We start from the raw sequence: 15834 nt of genomic DNA, 5'->3' as shown, positions 1-15834 counted from the left end.
ACGTCGGACTGCTGGGATCGAGAGACCGGCGGGATCACGCTTAAGCGCGCCTGAGGGATATCCTTCAATGAATACACTATATGACCACGCCGAAACCTTGCTCCCAGGCGTGATCTTGACGAGTTCTCTTTTTCTGCCAATACGCCAGAGGTTTGCCGTCTTAAGGGATTGGTAAAAAATCTTGGACGCACACCTCTCCGACCTGTTTATTTATAAAAAGGGGGTTACAGGATCAGAAACCGATTCCCCGACGAACAGCCAAGTGAATCAATGATCGCTTGGACGTAAGATTGGCATAGGTACATCGACCTAAAAAATCAGCCAAAATATGTGACTCAGGAGAGAACCCAATGACGAAAAGCGTAGCAGTTGTGACCGGATCCAATGGCTTGACTGGCCAGGCTATCTGCAAGGTGCTGGATAGCCGTGGCTACACCGTGGTGGGACTCGATGTCGCCGACAGTGGTAAGGGTGAGTACGCCTATCAGCGCTGTGATGTCACCAGTTACGACCAGATCAAGGAGGCGATTCAAACTATCGACAGCGAATACGGCACTATCCGGATTCTCGTCAATAATGCTGGTGTATGGCATGGCAAGACCTTCTTCGACATCACAGCAGAAGACTACGACTTCACGTATGGTGTTAATGCTCGTGCTCCCTTTCTACTCTCCCAGGAAGTGGCTAAGCGGTTGGTCGAGGTAGGCGAAGGCGGGGTTATCGTCAACCTCGCCTCGATTGTGGGCAATATCGGCAGCGGCATCATCGATTATGGTGGTTCTAAAGCAGCAGTCATCAATCTCACCAAAAGCTTAGCCAAGCCGCTGGGGCCGCACGGGATCCGCGTCAACGCGGTTTCGCCTGGTACCATCAATACGGCCATGGGGGAGAAAGTGCCGAAGGAAATTCGCGACAAGCTGATAGCGGGTTCGGGACTTCAGCGTGCCGCGGAACCCGAAGAGATTGCATCGGTCGTTGGCTTCCTCGTCAGCGACGAAGCCAGCTATATGACTGGCGCCACTGTAGATGTCAATGGTGGGCTGTAGTTCGCCGAGATACTGGGGGCTAAGTGAAAGCCCCGGCAACTCACCTAAGGGTGAGGAGTTCGCGCAACGGCCAATAGCCAATCGAGACAAGCACAACCTTTGATGGAGAATTCCATGTCTTCGCCCAGTGAGAAAATGCCGTCTTTCCCAATGCCTCGGCAGTGTCCATTTCATCCACCCCAGGAATATAAGGAGTCGCAGGAGGAGCCCGGCCTGACCAAGGTGCAGATGTGGAATGGTGCACCCGCTTGGTTAGTGACACGATATGAGGATGTGCGGACTGTGCTGGGCGATCGCGACCGCTTTAGTACAGATCCTTCAACGCCCGGCTATCCGAGCCTATCGCCAGCGCGTGACGCAGTACTGGATGCCGAGCCGGCTTTCATCCGTATGGATCCGCCAGAGCATGGTCAGCATCGCCGCATGCTCACCAAAGAGTTCATGATTAAGCGAGTGACGGCACTCCAACCGAAAATCCAGGCGATCTTCGATGCTCGGCTCGATGAAATCCTGGAGAAAGGGCCGCCAGCCGAGTTGGTGGAGGATCTTTTCTTGCCGCTGACCTCTGAGGTCATCGCAGGTCTGCTGGACGTACCACACGAGGATCATGCCTTCTTCCAGGAGCAAAGCCGCCGCAAGGTCTTGCTTGATGTAGATCCGGAAATACCTAAGGAGGCATCGAAGAAGATTCTCGATTACTTGGATCTTTTAATCACCGAGCGTGCGAAGAACCCCAAGCCTGAGGATGATCTGCTCAGCCGCCTGATCGTTGAACAAGTGCAGCCGGGCCACCTGTCGCACCGCGAGCTGGTGGTGATGGCCGATTTGCTGCTGATGGCGGGTCATGAGACCACGGCCAACCAGATGGCCTTGGGAGTATACAGCTTCTTGACCAACCCCGATCAGCTTCAGTTGTTGCGTGATGACCCCTCGCTATTGCGTAATGCGGTGGAAGAGATGCTGCGCTTCCATACCATCGTGCATTACAACGCCATCCGTGTAGCCAAGGAGGATGTTGAGGTGGCCGGACAGTTGATTCGTAAGGGCGATGGTGTCATTGCACTGATTGCCGGTGCCAACCGCGATAGTGCCGCCTTCGAGAATCCCGATAAGTTTGATATTACCCGCAAGGCGGATCACCACGTAGCCTTCAGCTTCGGTATTCACCAGTGTCTGGGGCAGCCGTTGGCACGAGTCGAGTTGCAGACGGTATTCAGCACGCTCTTCGAACGTCTACCTAATCTGAATTTCGCCGTGCCGCAGGAGAAAATCGAGGCCAAGGGCGATCATTTCGTGCTGGGTCTTCAGAAGCTGCCCGTGACCTGGTAACTCTCGCCTCCCGTCTGGGTGGCTCAATTACAATATTGGAGTGAGAACATGGCGAACCACGACTATAAATTGATTGTATCCGTGAACCAAGATGTCTGTGTCGGCGCGGGACTCTGTGTGCTATCGACCGATGAGGTATTCGATCAGCGCGACGAGGACGGCGTGGTCAAATTGGTGCAGAACGAACCCCCGGAAGAGCTATATGAGAAAGTGCTTGGAGCCGTACGTAAGTGCCCCTCTAAGGCAATCAAGGCCGAGCAGATACCTAAGGAAAACAAGGAGGCATAGCCGTGTTGGGAAAGGAGAGCACAATCGTTATCGTGGGTGCCGGTCAAGGGGGACTGCAGGCGGCGAGCTCGTTGCGCGATGAGGGCTACGAAGGTAGGCTACTATTAATTGGAGACGAATGTTGTTCTCCTTATCAGCGGCCGCCGCTCTCGAAGGGTTTCCTGAGTGGTGACTTCGATGCCGCCGATGTGATCCTTGAGCTGCCGGAGTTCTTTGTGCAAGCGGAAATCCAGCACTTGGCTGGCGAGCGCGTGACTTCGATTGATCGTCCTACCAGGCAACTCACGCTAGCCTCTGGGCCGGCCGTTGCCTATGATCACCTGATCCTGGCGACAGGTTCACGTAACCGCATGCTGCCGTGCCAAGACCTTGATCTGGATGGCGTCCTTTCGTTGCGCACCTTAGATGATGCCGAAGCACTTAAGGATCGGATGGCCACGGCGAAGCACGTCGTAGTGGTAGGTGCTGGCTTTCTTGGCCTCGAGGTGGCGTCCATGGCGGCTGTGCGTGGTGCTGAAGTGCTCATCGTTGAGGCCACTGAGAGGACAATGGAGCGTGTGGTGTCGCCGGAAGTTTCGCAAGCGTTTCGTCGCCTGCATGAACGCAATGGCGTGCGCTTCTCCTTCAGTAGCCAGGTTGTTGCGATTCATGCTGACGCCGGGCGTGTCTCAGGGGTCGAGCTCCAGGACGGAAGTCGCTTGTCTGCCGACCTAGTGCTAGTGGCGATCGGTGTGGTACCCAACACCGATCTCGCGGAATCGGCCGGGCTTCAGGTGCAAAACGGTATCGTCGTAAATCCGGTGCTGGGCACTCGGGATGTGGCGATTTCCGCTATTGGCGATTGTGCTGCTTTCCCGTATGCGTTTGACAACGGCCAGTGTATCCGGCTTGAGTCCGTTCAGAATGCGGTTGATCAAGGACGTTGCATTGCCGAGCGCCTGACGGGGGGGCACGGCCGATACGATCAAGTACCGACGTTCTGGAGTGAGCAGGCCAGTTCACGCCTGCAAATCGCTGGCGTGGCCCGGCGAGACGACACTGCGGTGGTCCGTGGTGATCCCGAGTCCGATAAATTCTCGGTGTTTCGTTATCGTCGGGGGCGCCTCGTTTGCGTCGAGTCCATAAATAGCCCTGCCGATCATATGATGGGGCGCAGACTGTTGATGAATAAGTGTAATCCGACTCCACTAAAGGTAGCGGGAGTTTCGTGCGATCTGCGCCAGTTACTGGCCACCGCCTAATTATGTGGGAATTGTACTCTTCGTCCTGGCATGCTTGTACCCTGCTAGGCGAACTTAGAATGGAAGTTGACTGATGGCCGGAAACAATATGCTTGAGGGCATCCGTATCGTAGACATGACGTCAGTGATCTTCGGACCCTACTGCACTGCAACGCTGGCCAGCATGGGGGCTGACGTTATCAAGATCGAGCCGGCCAGAGGGGACGAGGTACGGCGTGTTGGAAAGCCTGCAGCGACTCGTGGGATGGGGCCATGCCACATGACCGTTAACAGCGGCAAGCGCTCAGTTACCTGGGATCTCAAGACGCCCGAAGGGCAGGCTGAGCTAAGATGTCTGCTCAAGCAAAGCGATGTGTTCATCCACAACCTGCGTACGGATGCAATTGAGCGACTAGGACTCGGTTACGAGGCGGTCAAACGGCTCAGGGATGATATCATCTATGTACATTGCTCGGGGTTCGGCACCGAAGGCCCCTATGCTGGCCGTGCGGCCTATGATGACATCATCCAGGCCGCGTCAGGGGCAGCAAGCCTGTTGCCACGCACCGATGATAATCCTGCCCCGCGCTTCCTGCCCATGGCAATGGCGGACAAAGTCTCCGGTCTCCATGGAGTCTATGCAGTGCTAGCAGCGCTGTTCCATCGCCAGCGCACGGGCGCGGGTCAGCACGTGGAAGTGCCAATGTTCGAAAGTTTCACGCATTTTCTTCTCCAGGAGCACATGTACGGTCGCACCTTCTTACCCCCTAATGAGACGGCAGGCTATCCACGACAACTGGATCCCCATCGCCAGCCGATGCAAACGGCAGATGGCTACATTGCAGTGGCGCCTTATACCGACGAGCGTTGGGTACGTTTTTTCGAGGTCACGGGATATGCCGATTTCCTGACGGATAACCGGTTGAACAGTGCGCGCTCGCGTTTCCAGCATCTGGATCGTATGCAGATCAAAATGCGGGAGCTCATGCTGACGCGTACTACTGACGATTGGCTAATGCTGATGGCGTCACACGATATTCCGGCCAACCGCGTCAGCGACTTGGATGAAGTGTTCCAGGACCCACACCTGCAAGCGGTTGGCTTCTTCCGAAAGAGGACCCACCCTAGTGAGGGTGGCTACCTGGAAATGCGTCCCCCCGTCCGCTTCTCCGCTGGAGACTCTGCCGATATGCGTCCATCTCCCTTGCTCGGAGAGCATAATGACGAAATCGTCGAGACGTTGGGTGTCAATAGAACCCAACAAGGTTCTTCCCGCAGCGCCTAAGAGAGGTCCGGAGTGTGACCATATCGACGACTCTATTTCCCCATTGAAGCCAATTCCAGCTTTATTTGCCGACCTTATGGAGGAATAGCTGAGGATGATTGCTCATCAGCTCGTTGGCATTGGCTCTGGCTGCCTCGAAGAAGGACTCCAACTGGGGTGATTCGTTGTTTTTTCTCCAAGCGAGTGAAAAGGAGGCCCCTGTACCCTTCCTGACCCGCAAGGGACGATAGACTACGCCTTGCGACTGCATGAGCTGCATAATGGCAGGGACGATGGATACACCCATACCCGCTGACACAAGGCAGACAGAGGTGTGCATATCCTTGACCTCATTAACGATTCTCGGCTGCAGGTCATCGTCTTCGAACAGGTCGAGGATGCGATCGGAGTACCCGCTGGCTGTTCCCCGCGACACGGCGATCAGCGGGCAGTAGGATAATTCTTCAATCGTAACCTCTCCTACTTGGTCATACTGACTGCCTTCGGGGACAGCAACTACGAAGAGTTCGCGATAGAGCAACTCGGTGGCAATGTCCCGGTCATGAATGCGTCCGCGTACCAGACCTACCTCGATAATGCCCTCTTTCAGCGCTGTGATCTGTTGAGAAATCGTCATCTCCTGAAGACTGACTTCAGTATTTGGCACTATTGTATTGAAGATTCTCAATGTGGCTGGCAGGAAAGAGTAAATCGAGGAATAAATGGCCCCGACCGTGAGCGTGGCCTGAGCGCCGCGGTCGCCAGCGCGAACCGCGGCTACCGCAGCCTCAGCGGCGTTGAGGACACGCTTAGCATGCTCGACGAGTACAGCGCCTGCTGGGGTCAACTTGACCTTGCGCTTCTCGCGTGTAAACAGTGGTGTACCTAGTTCTTCCTCCAGAGCGATGATCTGCTGGCTCAGCGGAGGTTGAGCGATATTGACGCGTTCAGCTGCTCGAGTGAAATTGAGCTCTTGCGCCACCGCGAGAAAATACTGGAGTTGCCGCATATTCATAGTCACTCTCCTTGATACGTGACAGTTAGCACTCTAATGATATGGCTTTATAGTACCTAGACATCGCGAAGAGGCAATCCCGCCCTTCGTCGCAGGCCAGCTCGTGTCTAGTACCCGATGACTCTTGCGGCTCGTTATCCTGGTGACTGACCATCTATGGTGAAGGGGGGCACACACCGGGGGGTTACTTTGGTTTCAGATCTTGGCTTTCTCAGTAATGTAAGCCTAGACCGGCCTGTTTTCTGGGCTCGCTAGGGCGTCGTATTCGATGAGATGCCGAGTGTGGCTTGCGCAGCGTTGCTAGCGGGCTTAAACCGGTTCAGCCGGGTAGCGAGAGTGGGTAGGTAACCAGACCGTTCACGGGGGTAGCAATATTCAGGCGACCGATGCCGCTCAGGGGTGGAAGGGCTCGGAGGACATGTCCAACTGAGGACAAGCCCTGCATATCCATATCCACCCTTGAGTAGGTTGTGTGATGTCGAGGCTTCGGTATTAAAGTAGCTCGTCGTTGTCCTGACCCAGGGCTGGAGCTGGCCCGCGCGGAGTGAATTTTTGACCATTGAAAGTTGCCGGATAACGGATGGCTCGAACAGTGCCCGATCGAGTCTTCAGCTCAGAGTACAGCTCGTTATGCAAGACTTGAGCGTCACTCAGATGATCGACGGGCTGGTTCACCGGCCCGGCGGGGACATCCAACTCCTGGAACCGCACCAGCCATTCTTGGGTAGTTTTTTCCTTCAGCGGCTCGGCGATGCGTCGGAAGAATGTATGGGTCATCTCCTTACGGTCGGTAATCTGTTTCAGCTCCTCCTTCCATTCAGGATGTCCGACGGCTTCCAGTGTCCGCCCTAACTGTTTGCCCGAGACGGGAGACAGCACCAGATAGCCGTCTCGGGTCGCCAATACCGGCTGAGGTGGAAGCGTCACCTCAGCCTGATCTTCAATGAAGGTATGATTGTGAAGCATGTCGGGAAAGTTATAATAGGACATGATGTCCAGCATTGATGTCTGTAGGTGTACGCTTTTTCCATGTCGGTCGCGATCGATGAGACCTGCTAGTACGAATTGAGACGAAAATACTGCTGCCACCTTGTCTGCTAGGAAGGTATTGGTGGCGCGGGGGAAGTCTCCGGCTGCCTCGTAGCTCAAGAGCCCGGTTCTGCCTTGGATCAGAGCATCGAAAGCCGGCTCCTTTGACAGCTCTCCGTCGGCCCCATAGCCGGTGATCGTGAGCTGGACTATCTTTGGATTAATCCTGCTTACCTCGTCGAAGCTCAGCCCCAGGGATTCAGATACACGGGGGCGCCAGTTCTCGATGTAGACATCGGTCGTCCTGAGCAACTCTTTGAATGCGTTCAGACCTTCCTCGGACTTGAGGTCCAGTACCACGCTTTTCTTGCCACGGTTGGAATTGGTCCAGACTGTGCCGACGCCATCCCAGCTATGACCGAACTTGCGATATGGATCGCCAGTGGGGGGTTCCACCTTTATCACTTCTGCTCCCAGGTCGGAAAGCATCTGCGCACAAAAAGGACCGGAAATGTAGCTGCAGGCCTCGACGACCCTCACGCCGTCGAGCGGGCGGAGTGCTCTATTATTGTCTCCATCGGAATTGGCGATATGATCGGTGTTCATTTTAATACTCCTTGACGTTGAATATTCGCTGAATGTAAACGGTGAGCCCCTGCATCCCAGTGAGAGATCAGATTGAGGCCCTTAGGTGTCATTAAATATTGGAAAGGAACACTTTCTAGTGCTTGCCGATGGCGGAGGCACGAAGTTTGGCGAGGGCCAAGACCATGTCCAGGGTCGGTGTTGGTACCCGGGAGATTTCACTCACTGCCTTGATGGATTGCTCGAGCACTTCGAGTTCCAGCGGCCGGCCTTGCTCGAGGTCCTGCAACATTGACATCTTGTGCCCACCCGCGTTAAGCGTCATAGCGATGCGTTTCTCCGGAGGTTGGGGGATATCGAGACCCAGAGAGGTGGCTACGCTATCGGCCTCTTCCATCATCTTGAGGACGAATGGGACGACATCACCGGCATCATTGATCTCGGCGAGCGTCGCCAAGGTGAGTACTGCCACTGGGTTCCAGCACAAGCTGTTGACGAACTTGACCCAGATGGCGGCCCTAATGTTGTCATTGACCCTGCAGTTGATTCCACTCGAGACGAGCAATTCACTGAGTTGAGTTACACGTTTGGAGTGGCTGCCATCTAGTTCGCCAATAGGGCACCCTGCCTTGGCACCGTCTTGTGCAACCACTCCCGGCTCCACGGAATGGGCACCGATCCAGTAGACGCAACCGAGCACTTGACAAGGCGGTAGATGTTGCCACTGACGGCCATCTCTATCGATACGTTTCAGCTGCCGATTGTCGAGCTCACCTTCCCAGTTGTGGAAAAAGTAATAGGGAATGCCGGTGGTGGGTGGCAGCACCACTGTGTGTTCGTCCATCAGAGGGGTGATTTGTTCGAGTGCCTCATCGACCTGATGGGCTTTCATTGTTAAGAATATATAATCCTGGACGCCAAAATCCTTAGGATCCTCAGAGACATTCACTCTGACGGTGAACTCTTCGGTTGGGGTGATCACCTTCAGCCCGTCTTTCTTAATTGCCTCAAGGGTGTTGCCGCGTGCGACAACAGTTACTTCGCACTGGCCGTCGCGTGCCAGATGTCCCGCTATATGTCCTCCGATGGCGCCACCACCAAATATACAAACCTTTAACATCGCGTTACCTCTATCCCGTTTCCCGGCATTCGTCGCCCCGAGCAACCAGACGGCGTCGGTACTAAGAAAAGCCTAAGTGTTATAAGACGAGTTGAAAATCAGCACGTCAGTTAGATAACACTGGTATATCAGAGAGAAAGCAGGGAGGCCATAAGCAACGCAAGGATGTCATCCCAGTATATGAAAACAGTATTGCCTCATTGGGTTCGCCTCTCGAGAGCCGAGGAGGTGTCGATCCTATAAGGCTCTGTCTAGGGGGCTGCGGCACCCGTGCTTCATTCTGACGCTAAGAGTATTTGAGACGAAAACCATCTCTTGTGGAATTGGAAATCTATTGGACTGAACTAGCAAATGGCGGGATATCTTGTTTAGCGACAGAGGACTGGGAGAAACGTGGGGGCTGGCATCGTTGTCGTGCTGTGAACAAAAGAGAAAATGCTGGTGAAAGAAACCGCCGCTCAGACATGTCATCCGTGTCATTAGCTGGGTTTGATCTCCCGTATGGCCTGAATATATTGCGAGTCGTCGGTCAAAGTAATGACTCTGGTGCTGGAAGACGCGATACATATAAATGCATTCGCAAACTGTATTGGATGTTATCAACTTGTTGTGGGTAGGCTGATTAGGTAACGCGCTGATCGCTCTGGTCAAGATGTGGATGGGTCAAGCTAAAGGCTTAAGGAGTTAAGTGTATGTCTGCAAATCGTCCTGCCAAGAAAGTTCCTGTGGTTGTCGTTGGTGCTGGTCCTATTGGCCTGTCTCTTTCTGGAGACTTGGGCTGGCGTGGAATTCCATGCATGCTCGTTGAGCAAAGTGACGGATTGGTGTCTCAGCCGAAAATGGATATGGTTGGTATTCGGACCATGGAGTTTTGCCGTCGTTGGGGCATCATAGATTGGGTCCATAATGCTGGATATAACCGAGCCTATCCTCAGGATTGCGCATGGGTGTCACAGTTGTCCGGTGGCTACGAGTTCGGCCGCGAACCATTCCCTTCGGTGCAGGATGAGCTGAAGCCACCGCAGAGCCCGGAAAAACGTGAGCGCTGTCCGCAGAACTTCTTTGATCCAGTGTTGACGCGCTTTGCCAAAAGTACGGGAGTAGATATCCGTTATCGCACGGAATATGTCTCTCACGAGGAGCACGACAACGGCGTTACGGTACGACTGAAGAATTTGCAGACCGATGAGGAAGAGTTGGTCGAAGCTCAGTACCTAGTCGGCTCTGACGGTGGCGCGAGCCAGGTAAAGCAGAACCTGGGCATCAAAATGAAAGGTATTCCGGCGCTGACCTATACCACCAATGCCATCATCGAATGCTCGGGATTGGAGGAGTTGCACGACAAAAAGCCGGGCTACCGTTATATCCTGATTGGGCCCGAGGGCACTTGGGCCACGCTCGTAGCGATCAATGGTCGCGATCAATGGCGCTTCTCCATCGTTGGTGATGAGACGATGCGCACGTTGAATGAAGAAGATATCTCCCAAGCATTCCGTCGTGCGGTGGGGCGAGATGATTTCGACTTTAAAATCATTTCGGTGATGCCGTGGATCCGGCGCCAGCTGGTGGCGGACAGTTATGGAACAAATCGGGTGAAGATCGCTGGTGATGCTGCGCACCTCACCTCGCCCACCGGGGGCTTCGGTATGAACACCGGTATTCAGGATGCGGTGAACCTGTCCTGGAAACTGCAGGCGGCTATCCAGGGGTGGGCAGGGCCTCACTTGCTCGATACCTATGAGACCGAGATGCGACCGGTGGCTATTCGTAATGTCAACGAGGCGACAAGCAATCTCAAGTTAATGCTCAAGCCACGCGAGAGCCTCAACGAGATGGTATTCAAGCCGGGCCCCGAGGGGGATCTGGCGCGCAAGGAATTTGGTGACGCTTACACCGCAGCGATGAAGCGCGAATGGTTCTCGATCGGTATACATCTCGGTGTTCGCTATGAGGGTTCTCCGGTCATCTCTCCTGATGGCACTCCAGAGCCGGATGACACGGTGAGTACCTACGAGCAGACGGCGCGTCCTGGTCACCGGGCTCCCCATGTGTGGCTGGACCCTGAATGCTCGACCCTTGACCTGTTCGGTCGCAATTTCACCCTTATGCGTTTCGACGACAGGGTCCACGTTGATGAGTTGGTCGCAGCCGCAGAGCGATCAGGCGTGCCGCTTGAAGTGGTCGATTTGGACCACAACGAAGCGCGAGGCGTGTATGAACGTAAGCTGGTTCTAGTGCGTCCCGATGGACATGTCGCTTGGCGAGCTGATGACCCACCAGCGGATGCCGAGGCCATCATCGATATCGTTCGAGGCGCCAAGGCCCCCGTTGCAGGGTCCCGCAAGCAGGCAGAAGAGGTGATGACGTCGTGAAACTAGTTACATTCAATAAAGAGCATCTCGGTATTGTGACTGATGCGGGCGTGGTGGATGTCACTGACCTTGCTGGCCTCGACGCTAATTTCTGGCCACCGGTCGGCATGGTGCGGTTGATTGCAGATTTTGAAGCGTTGCAGCCTCAGCTTGCTGATGCCGTGGCCTCGCGAGAGGCAAGGCCTCTCGATTCGGTCAGGCTGGAAGCGCCGGTACGGTGGCCCAATAAAGTTATCGCCTTCCCCGCTAACTACCACGCCCACATCGATGAGATGAAGCACGGTGTCGGAAGTGGGGTGATATCTAAATACAAGGCCAACGGTCAAGGTTTCTTCCTCAAGGCCAATTCAAGCATCAGCGGTCCTAATGATGCGATTGTCTTGCCGCCCCTGGAAGGTCGCGAGATCCATCACGAGTGCGAGCTGGCGATCATTATCGGTAAGCGTGGCCGTGGAATTGATGCGGCCTGTAGTCAAGATTACATCTTTGGTTTCACCTGCCTGCTCGATATGGTTGTGCGTGGCACGGAGGAGCGGGTCATGCGCAAGTCCTACGATACCTTCTGCCCGATGGGCCCCTGGATTGTGACCGCAGACGAGATGGGTGACTTTAGTGCCATCAAAATGTCACTCACGGTCAATGGGGAGCTCCGGCAATCGGCGGTGACTCGCGACCTGATAGTCGACATACCCGAGATGATCGCTATGGCCTCCGCCGTGACGACGTTGGAACCGGGTGACATCATCGCGACCGGCACGCCGGCGGGAGTGGGGCCAGTGAAGGATGGCGACATCATTGAGATCACTATCGATGGGGTCGGCACCATGACGCTGCCGGTGACTAGCGGGACCGTAGGCAACCATTCCGTCTGGAATGCAACCAAAGTGCCAGCCAGCGCTTAAAGGAGGTGCAGTATGTCCGATTTTCTTAAAATGACCAGCGGTGCGCCCGAGGGGTTCTTCGAAGGATTGGAGGGGAAGGCTCTTTCCCCTGGATGGGCGAAGAAGAAACCGCAGATGTGGCCAGAACCTAGGTCCAGGTATGTGCCAGCGGTATGGCGTTATGCCGACGCCCGAGCGGCCTTGGATCAGGCCTGTAACTTCGTTTCGCCCGAACAGGCGGAGCGTCGCAACCTCATCCTGGTCAATCCGATCGAAGATAATATATACCCCACCTGTCGTCACTTGGTCGGTGCTTATCAGTTGGTACTTCCTGGCGAGACGGCACGTTCACACCGACACTCACCGAATGCGCTGCGCCTTGTCCTTGATGCTGGTTCGGAAACCTTCACCATCGTGAATGGAGTGAAAGTCGATGTAGCTGAAGGGGATGTGGTTCTGACACCATCCTGGCACTGGCATGGACACAGCAACTTTGGCGATGAACCGGCTTTCTGGCTCGACTTTCTCGACGTGCCGTTGGTACAGAACCTCGAGAGTATGTTCTTCGAAAACCACCCGGAGCGGGATGAGTCCGTCGCGAGTCACGAACCAGACTCGCCCTTACGTCACAAGGGAGTGGATCTGGTGGCGGGAATGCGTGAACGTGGAACGGTGGAAATCGCTCCAGAAGGACTTAAGACCATTGGCCTTCACGCAATAGGCCTGACTCAAGGACAGTCTCATGGTTCTGAGCGGCGGATCGACAACAACATTTACGTCGTTACCGCTGGTGAGGTACGTATCAATGTTGAGAACCTTGGGGCTCTCACACTTGAGCGTGGTGATGTGGTTGTAGTGCCCTGCTGGCATGAGTACAACATCGAAGGCTGCTCTTCCTGGTCCCAGTTGGTTCGAGTGACCGATGAGCCGGTAATGAAGGCGTTGGGCTTCGTGAATGTTATGCAATCGTGACTATGAGAATGAATGGTCCAGGGAGACAACAGTGAATCTTGGTGAAGAGAAAGACATGCTCCGCGACATGGTGCGCCGACTCACCGATGACAAGGTCAGGCCGCTGGTGGCAGAAATGGAAGAGACTGACGAGTTCCCTGAAGAGCTAATCGAAGTGTTCGGTGATCTCGGCCTGTTGCAGATGTGGGTGCCAGAGGAATATGGCGGCCCAGGAGGTGACCTAACCTCGGTTTGCATCGCCAAGGAAGAAATCGGCAAGGCCTCGTTGGCGGCCTCTACGCTCTGCGCAAACAATTCAATCGGCCTGATATTGCCACTGTTGCACTTCGGCACCGAAGAGCAGAAGCGGCGCTACCTTCCCGAGGCCGCCAAGGGGCGCACGATCGCCTCTGTGGCGATCACCGAGCCAGAGGCAGGATCGGACGTTGCGTCGATTCGCACCACCGCCAAGCGTGATGGCGCCTCATACGTCATCAACGGACAGAAGAGCTGGATCACTTGGGCGGCACAGGCTCACTACGTCCTGTTGTTTGCGCGCACCTCGGAGGGGCGAGGTCACGACGGGATTAGTGTATTCCTCGTGGACACCAGTACGCCAGGCTTCCAAGTGGGTCGTAAGGAGGTGAAGATGGGGCGCCACGGCGCACCTACCTACCAGTTATTTTTCGAAGACATGCGTGTCGATGCCGATTGTCTGCTGGGAGAAGAAGGCGCTGGCTTCAAGGCCTGCATGAAAATTCTCGACCTCAACCGACCTTCCGTGGCCGCTTCCTCTCTGGGTCTGGCGCAGGCATCGTTAGATGAGTCGATTCGCTATGCTCAGGAACGCAAGCAGTTCGGCCGTCGTATCGCCGATTTCCAGGCCATTCAGTTTAAGATCGCGGACATGGCTATGAAAGTTGAGGCGGCCCGCACGTTACTCTACACCAGTACTCAGGAAATCGATTCTGGCGACTGGAGTCGGCTAACGCTGTTATCGTCAATGTGTAAGTGCTACGTCACAGATGTAGCCATGGAAGCGGCTCTGGAGGCGGTGCAGATCCACGGTTCCTATGGCTATTCTACCGAGTATCCGGTGGAACGCTTTATGCGTGACGCAAAGCTTAACCAGATTCTCGAAGGCACCAACGAAATTCATCATGTGATCATCGCTCGACAGTTGCTTGGCAAGTGACTATCAGCGTAATCGACAAAGGACACACTCTATGACTTATCATCCAGCGCTCAGCGAAGCCGCGAAGGCATTTTTGAAATGCGAACATCAACTTTTGATTGATGGCAATAAGGTAGAACCGAGCTCCGGGAAGCGAACGGATATCATCGATCCAGGCACCGGTAATGTCATCTCGACCGCTGCCGAAGCTAATTCCGCCGATGTTGATAAGGCGGTCGCTGCAGCCCGCCGTGCCTTTGAAGGTCCTTGGCGCCAAATCAAGCCTGCCGAGCGTACCCGAATCATGTTTCGCTTTGCCGAGTTGATTGAGGAACATGCCGACGAACTCGCTGAACTTGAATCCATCAACAGTGGTAAGCCCCTAGTGTTCTGCCGCAATGGCGACGTCGTTGGCATCGCTGAAATGTTGCGGTACATGGGGGGGTGGACCACCAAAATGGGTGGCGACACACATAATATCTCTTTGCCCGGCGAGTGGCATACCTACACGCTGCGTGAGCCAGTTGGCGTGGTTGGTCAGATTATTCCCTGGAACTTCCCGTTGAACATGGCGATGTGGAAGATCGCTCCGGCGTTAGCCGCCGGCTGCACCATTGTCATGAAGCCCGCAGTACAGACCCCGCTGACGGCCCTGCGCATCGGAGAACTCGCCCTGGAAGCGGGGGTCCCGCCTGGGGTGTTGAACCTGGTGACGGGGCGCGGTGATCCGGTGGGAGAAGCCATCGCAGCCCACCCCGGCATCGACAAGGTCGCCTTTACCGGTTCCACCGAGGTCGGTCGGCGTATCACCCAGGCTGCGACAGGAAATCTTAAACGGGTCTCCCTAGAGCTGGGGGGAAAGTCACCGGTCATCATCTTCCCCGATGCCGATCTTGAGGCGGCGGCCGCCGCTGTCAGTTCATCCATCTTCTTTCATGCAGGACAGGTCTGTGCCGCAGGGTCGCGCCTGTATGTGCATGAGCGGGCCTTCGATCAGGTAATGGAGGCAGTCGCCAAACGCGCTCGCGAGATTCGAGTTGGGCATGGTCTGGATCAAGGCACGGAGATGGGCCCGGTCATTTCCCAACAACAGTTGGAACGCGTGACCCGCTATATCCAGAGCGGTCAGGAGGAGGGGGCGACGCTGTTCGCTGGTGGCAACCGTATCGGCGACCAGGGCTATTTCGTTCAGCCAACTGTTCTTACCGACACTAAGCCCGGCATGGCGGTACATGATGAGGAGATTTTCGGACCGGTACTCTGCGCGATGAAGTTCGGCGACGATGATATCGAGCAGCTAGCCGCCTCGGCCAATGCTTCTCCTTATGGCCTGGCCTCCAGCATTTGGACCCGCGACCTGAACGTGGCGCACAAGATGGCCAGCCGCTTGCAGGCAGGTATCGTCAACATCAATACACATTCCTCACCAGATGCAACGTTGCCCTATGGTGGTTACAAGCAATCTGGCTGGGGTCGTGAGCGAGGTTTCGACGCGATCGAAATGTATACCGAGGTGAAGGCGGTGGCCGTCAAGCTTAGCTAAGAATACGCGTCCCCCTT

13 protein-coding genes are annotated in these 15834 nt (G+C 55.2%); 10 read left to right on the top strand and 3 right to left on the bottom strand.

Features of this window, described 5'->3' with window-relative positions; translation table 11 throughout:
• The first annotated feature begins 350 nt into the window (after nucleotides 1–350).
• From HALTITAN_RS23115 to HALTITAN_RS23095, 5 genes are all read left to right on the top strand, one after another.
• On the top strand, nucleotides 351–1046 hold the full coding sequence (locus tag HALTITAN_RS23115) for an SDR family NAD(P)-dependent oxidoreductase (RefSeq protein WP_039860748.1): 696 nt from the start codon (nucleotides 351–353) through the stop codon (nucleotides 1044–1046).
• 102 nt (nucleotides 1047–1148) lie between these two features.
• Nucleotides 1149–2375 (top strand): cytochrome P450, encoded by a 1227-nt coding sequence (locus tag HALTITAN_RS23110; RefSeq protein WP_338074273.1) that lies wholly within the window; start codon nucleotides 1149–1151, stop codon nucleotides 2373–2375.
• Nucleotides 2376–2423: 48 nt separating this feature from the next.
• A complete protein-coding gene (locus tag HALTITAN_RS23105; RefSeq protein WP_039860744.1) occupies nucleotides 2424–2663 on the top strand; it encodes a ferredoxin in 240 nt (79 codons plus the stop codon).
• 2 nt (nucleotides 2664–2665) lie between these two features.
• Nucleotides 2666–3904, top strand: a complete 1239-nt coding sequence (locus HALTITAN_RS23100; protein ID WP_009288541.1) for an NAD(P)/FAD-dependent oxidoreductase — start codon at nucleotides 2666–2668, stop codon at nucleotides 3902–3904.
• A gap of 73 nt (nucleotides 3905–3977) precedes the next feature.
• On the top strand, nucleotides 3978–5168 hold the full coding sequence (locus HALTITAN_RS23095; protein ID WP_009288540.1) for a CaiB/BaiF CoA transferase family protein: 1191 nt from the start codon (nucleotides 3978–3980) through the stop codon (nucleotides 5166–5168).
• Nucleotides 5169–5229: 61 nt separating this feature from the next.
• Here the strand turns inward: HALTITAN_RS23095 and HALTITAN_RS23090 are convergent, their stop codons facing one another.
• The 3 genes from HALTITAN_RS23090 to HALTITAN_RS23080 all read right to left on the bottom strand — a co-directional run bounded on the left by HALTITAN_RS23090 (nucleotide 5230) and on the right by HALTITAN_RS23080 (nucleotide 8896).
• The gene (locus HALTITAN_RS23090) at nucleotides 5230–6162 is read right to left on the bottom strand and encodes a LysR substrate-binding domain-containing protein (RefSeq protein ID WP_039860741.1); all 933 of its coding nucleotides are present in this window, start codon (nucleotides 6160–6162) and stop codon (nucleotides 5230–5232) included.
• Nucleotides 6163–6654: 492 nt separating this feature from the next.
• The gene (locus HALTITAN_RS23085) at nucleotides 6655–7797 is read right to left on the bottom strand and encodes a CaiB/BaiF CoA transferase family protein (RefSeq protein WP_009288538.1); all 1143 of its coding nucleotides are present in this window, start codon (nucleotides 7795–7797) and stop codon (nucleotides 6655–6657) included.
• A gap of 115 nt (nucleotides 7798–7912) precedes the next feature.
• Nucleotides 7913–8896 carry a ketopantoate reductase family protein gene (locus tag HALTITAN_RS23080; RefSeq protein WP_039860740.1) on the bottom strand — a complete coding sequence of 328 codons (984 nt, stop codon included), beginning with the start codon at nucleotides 8894–8896 and terminating at the stop codon, nucleotides 7913–7915.
• A 692-nt stretch (nucleotides 8897–9588) separates the two neighbouring features.
• On the opposite strand from HALTITAN_RS23080, the gene HALTITAN_RS23075 reads away from it, so the two are divergent.
• The 5 genes from HALTITAN_RS23075 (at nucleotide 9589) to HALTITAN_RS23055 (ending at nucleotide 15817) form a co-directional block, all read left to right on the top strand.
• On the top strand, nucleotides 9589–11268 hold the full coding sequence (locus HALTITAN_RS23075; protein WP_009288536.1) for an FAD-dependent oxidoreductase: 1680 nt from the start codon (nucleotides 9589–9591) through the stop codon (nucleotides 11266–11268).
• Nucleotides 11265–12170 (top strand): fumarylacetoacetate hydrolase family protein, encoded by a 906-nt coding sequence (locus HALTITAN_RS23070; protein WP_039860739.1) that lies wholly within the window; start codon nucleotides 11265–11267, stop codon nucleotides 12168–12170. The genes HALTITAN_RS23075 and HALTITAN_RS23070 overlap by 4 nt, the downstream gene beginning before the upstream one ends.
• A gap of 141 nt (nucleotides 12171–12311) precedes the next feature.
• On the top strand, nucleotides 12312–13121 hold the full coding sequence (locus HALTITAN_RS23065) for a cupin domain-containing protein (protein ID WP_201764708.1): 810 nt from the start codon (nucleotides 12312–12314) through the stop codon (nucleotides 13119–13121).
• 31 nt (nucleotides 13122–13152) lie between these two features.
• Nucleotides 13153–14295, top strand: a complete 1143-nt coding sequence (locus HALTITAN_RS23060) for an acyl-CoA dehydrogenase family protein (RefSeq protein WP_085947171.1) — start codon at nucleotides 13153–13155, stop codon at nucleotides 14293–14295.
• 31 nt (nucleotides 14296–14326) lie between these two features.
• The gene (locus tag HALTITAN_RS23055) at nucleotides 14327–15817 is read left to right on the top strand and encodes an aldehyde dehydrogenase family protein (RefSeq protein ID WP_039860735.1); all 1491 of its coding nucleotides are present in this window, start codon (nucleotides 14327–14329) and stop codon (nucleotides 15815–15817) included.
• Nucleotides 15818–15834: the final 17 nt, after the last annotated feature.

Origin of the sequence: Vreelandella titanicae BH1, from assembly GCF_000336575.1 — a bacterium.
GTDB classification, from domain to species: domain Bacteria; phylum Pseudomonadota; class Gammaproteobacteria; order Pseudomonadales; family Halomonadaceae; genus Vreelandella; species Vreelandella titanicae.
This window is presented reverse-complemented; position numbering and strand designations above follow the sequence as displayed.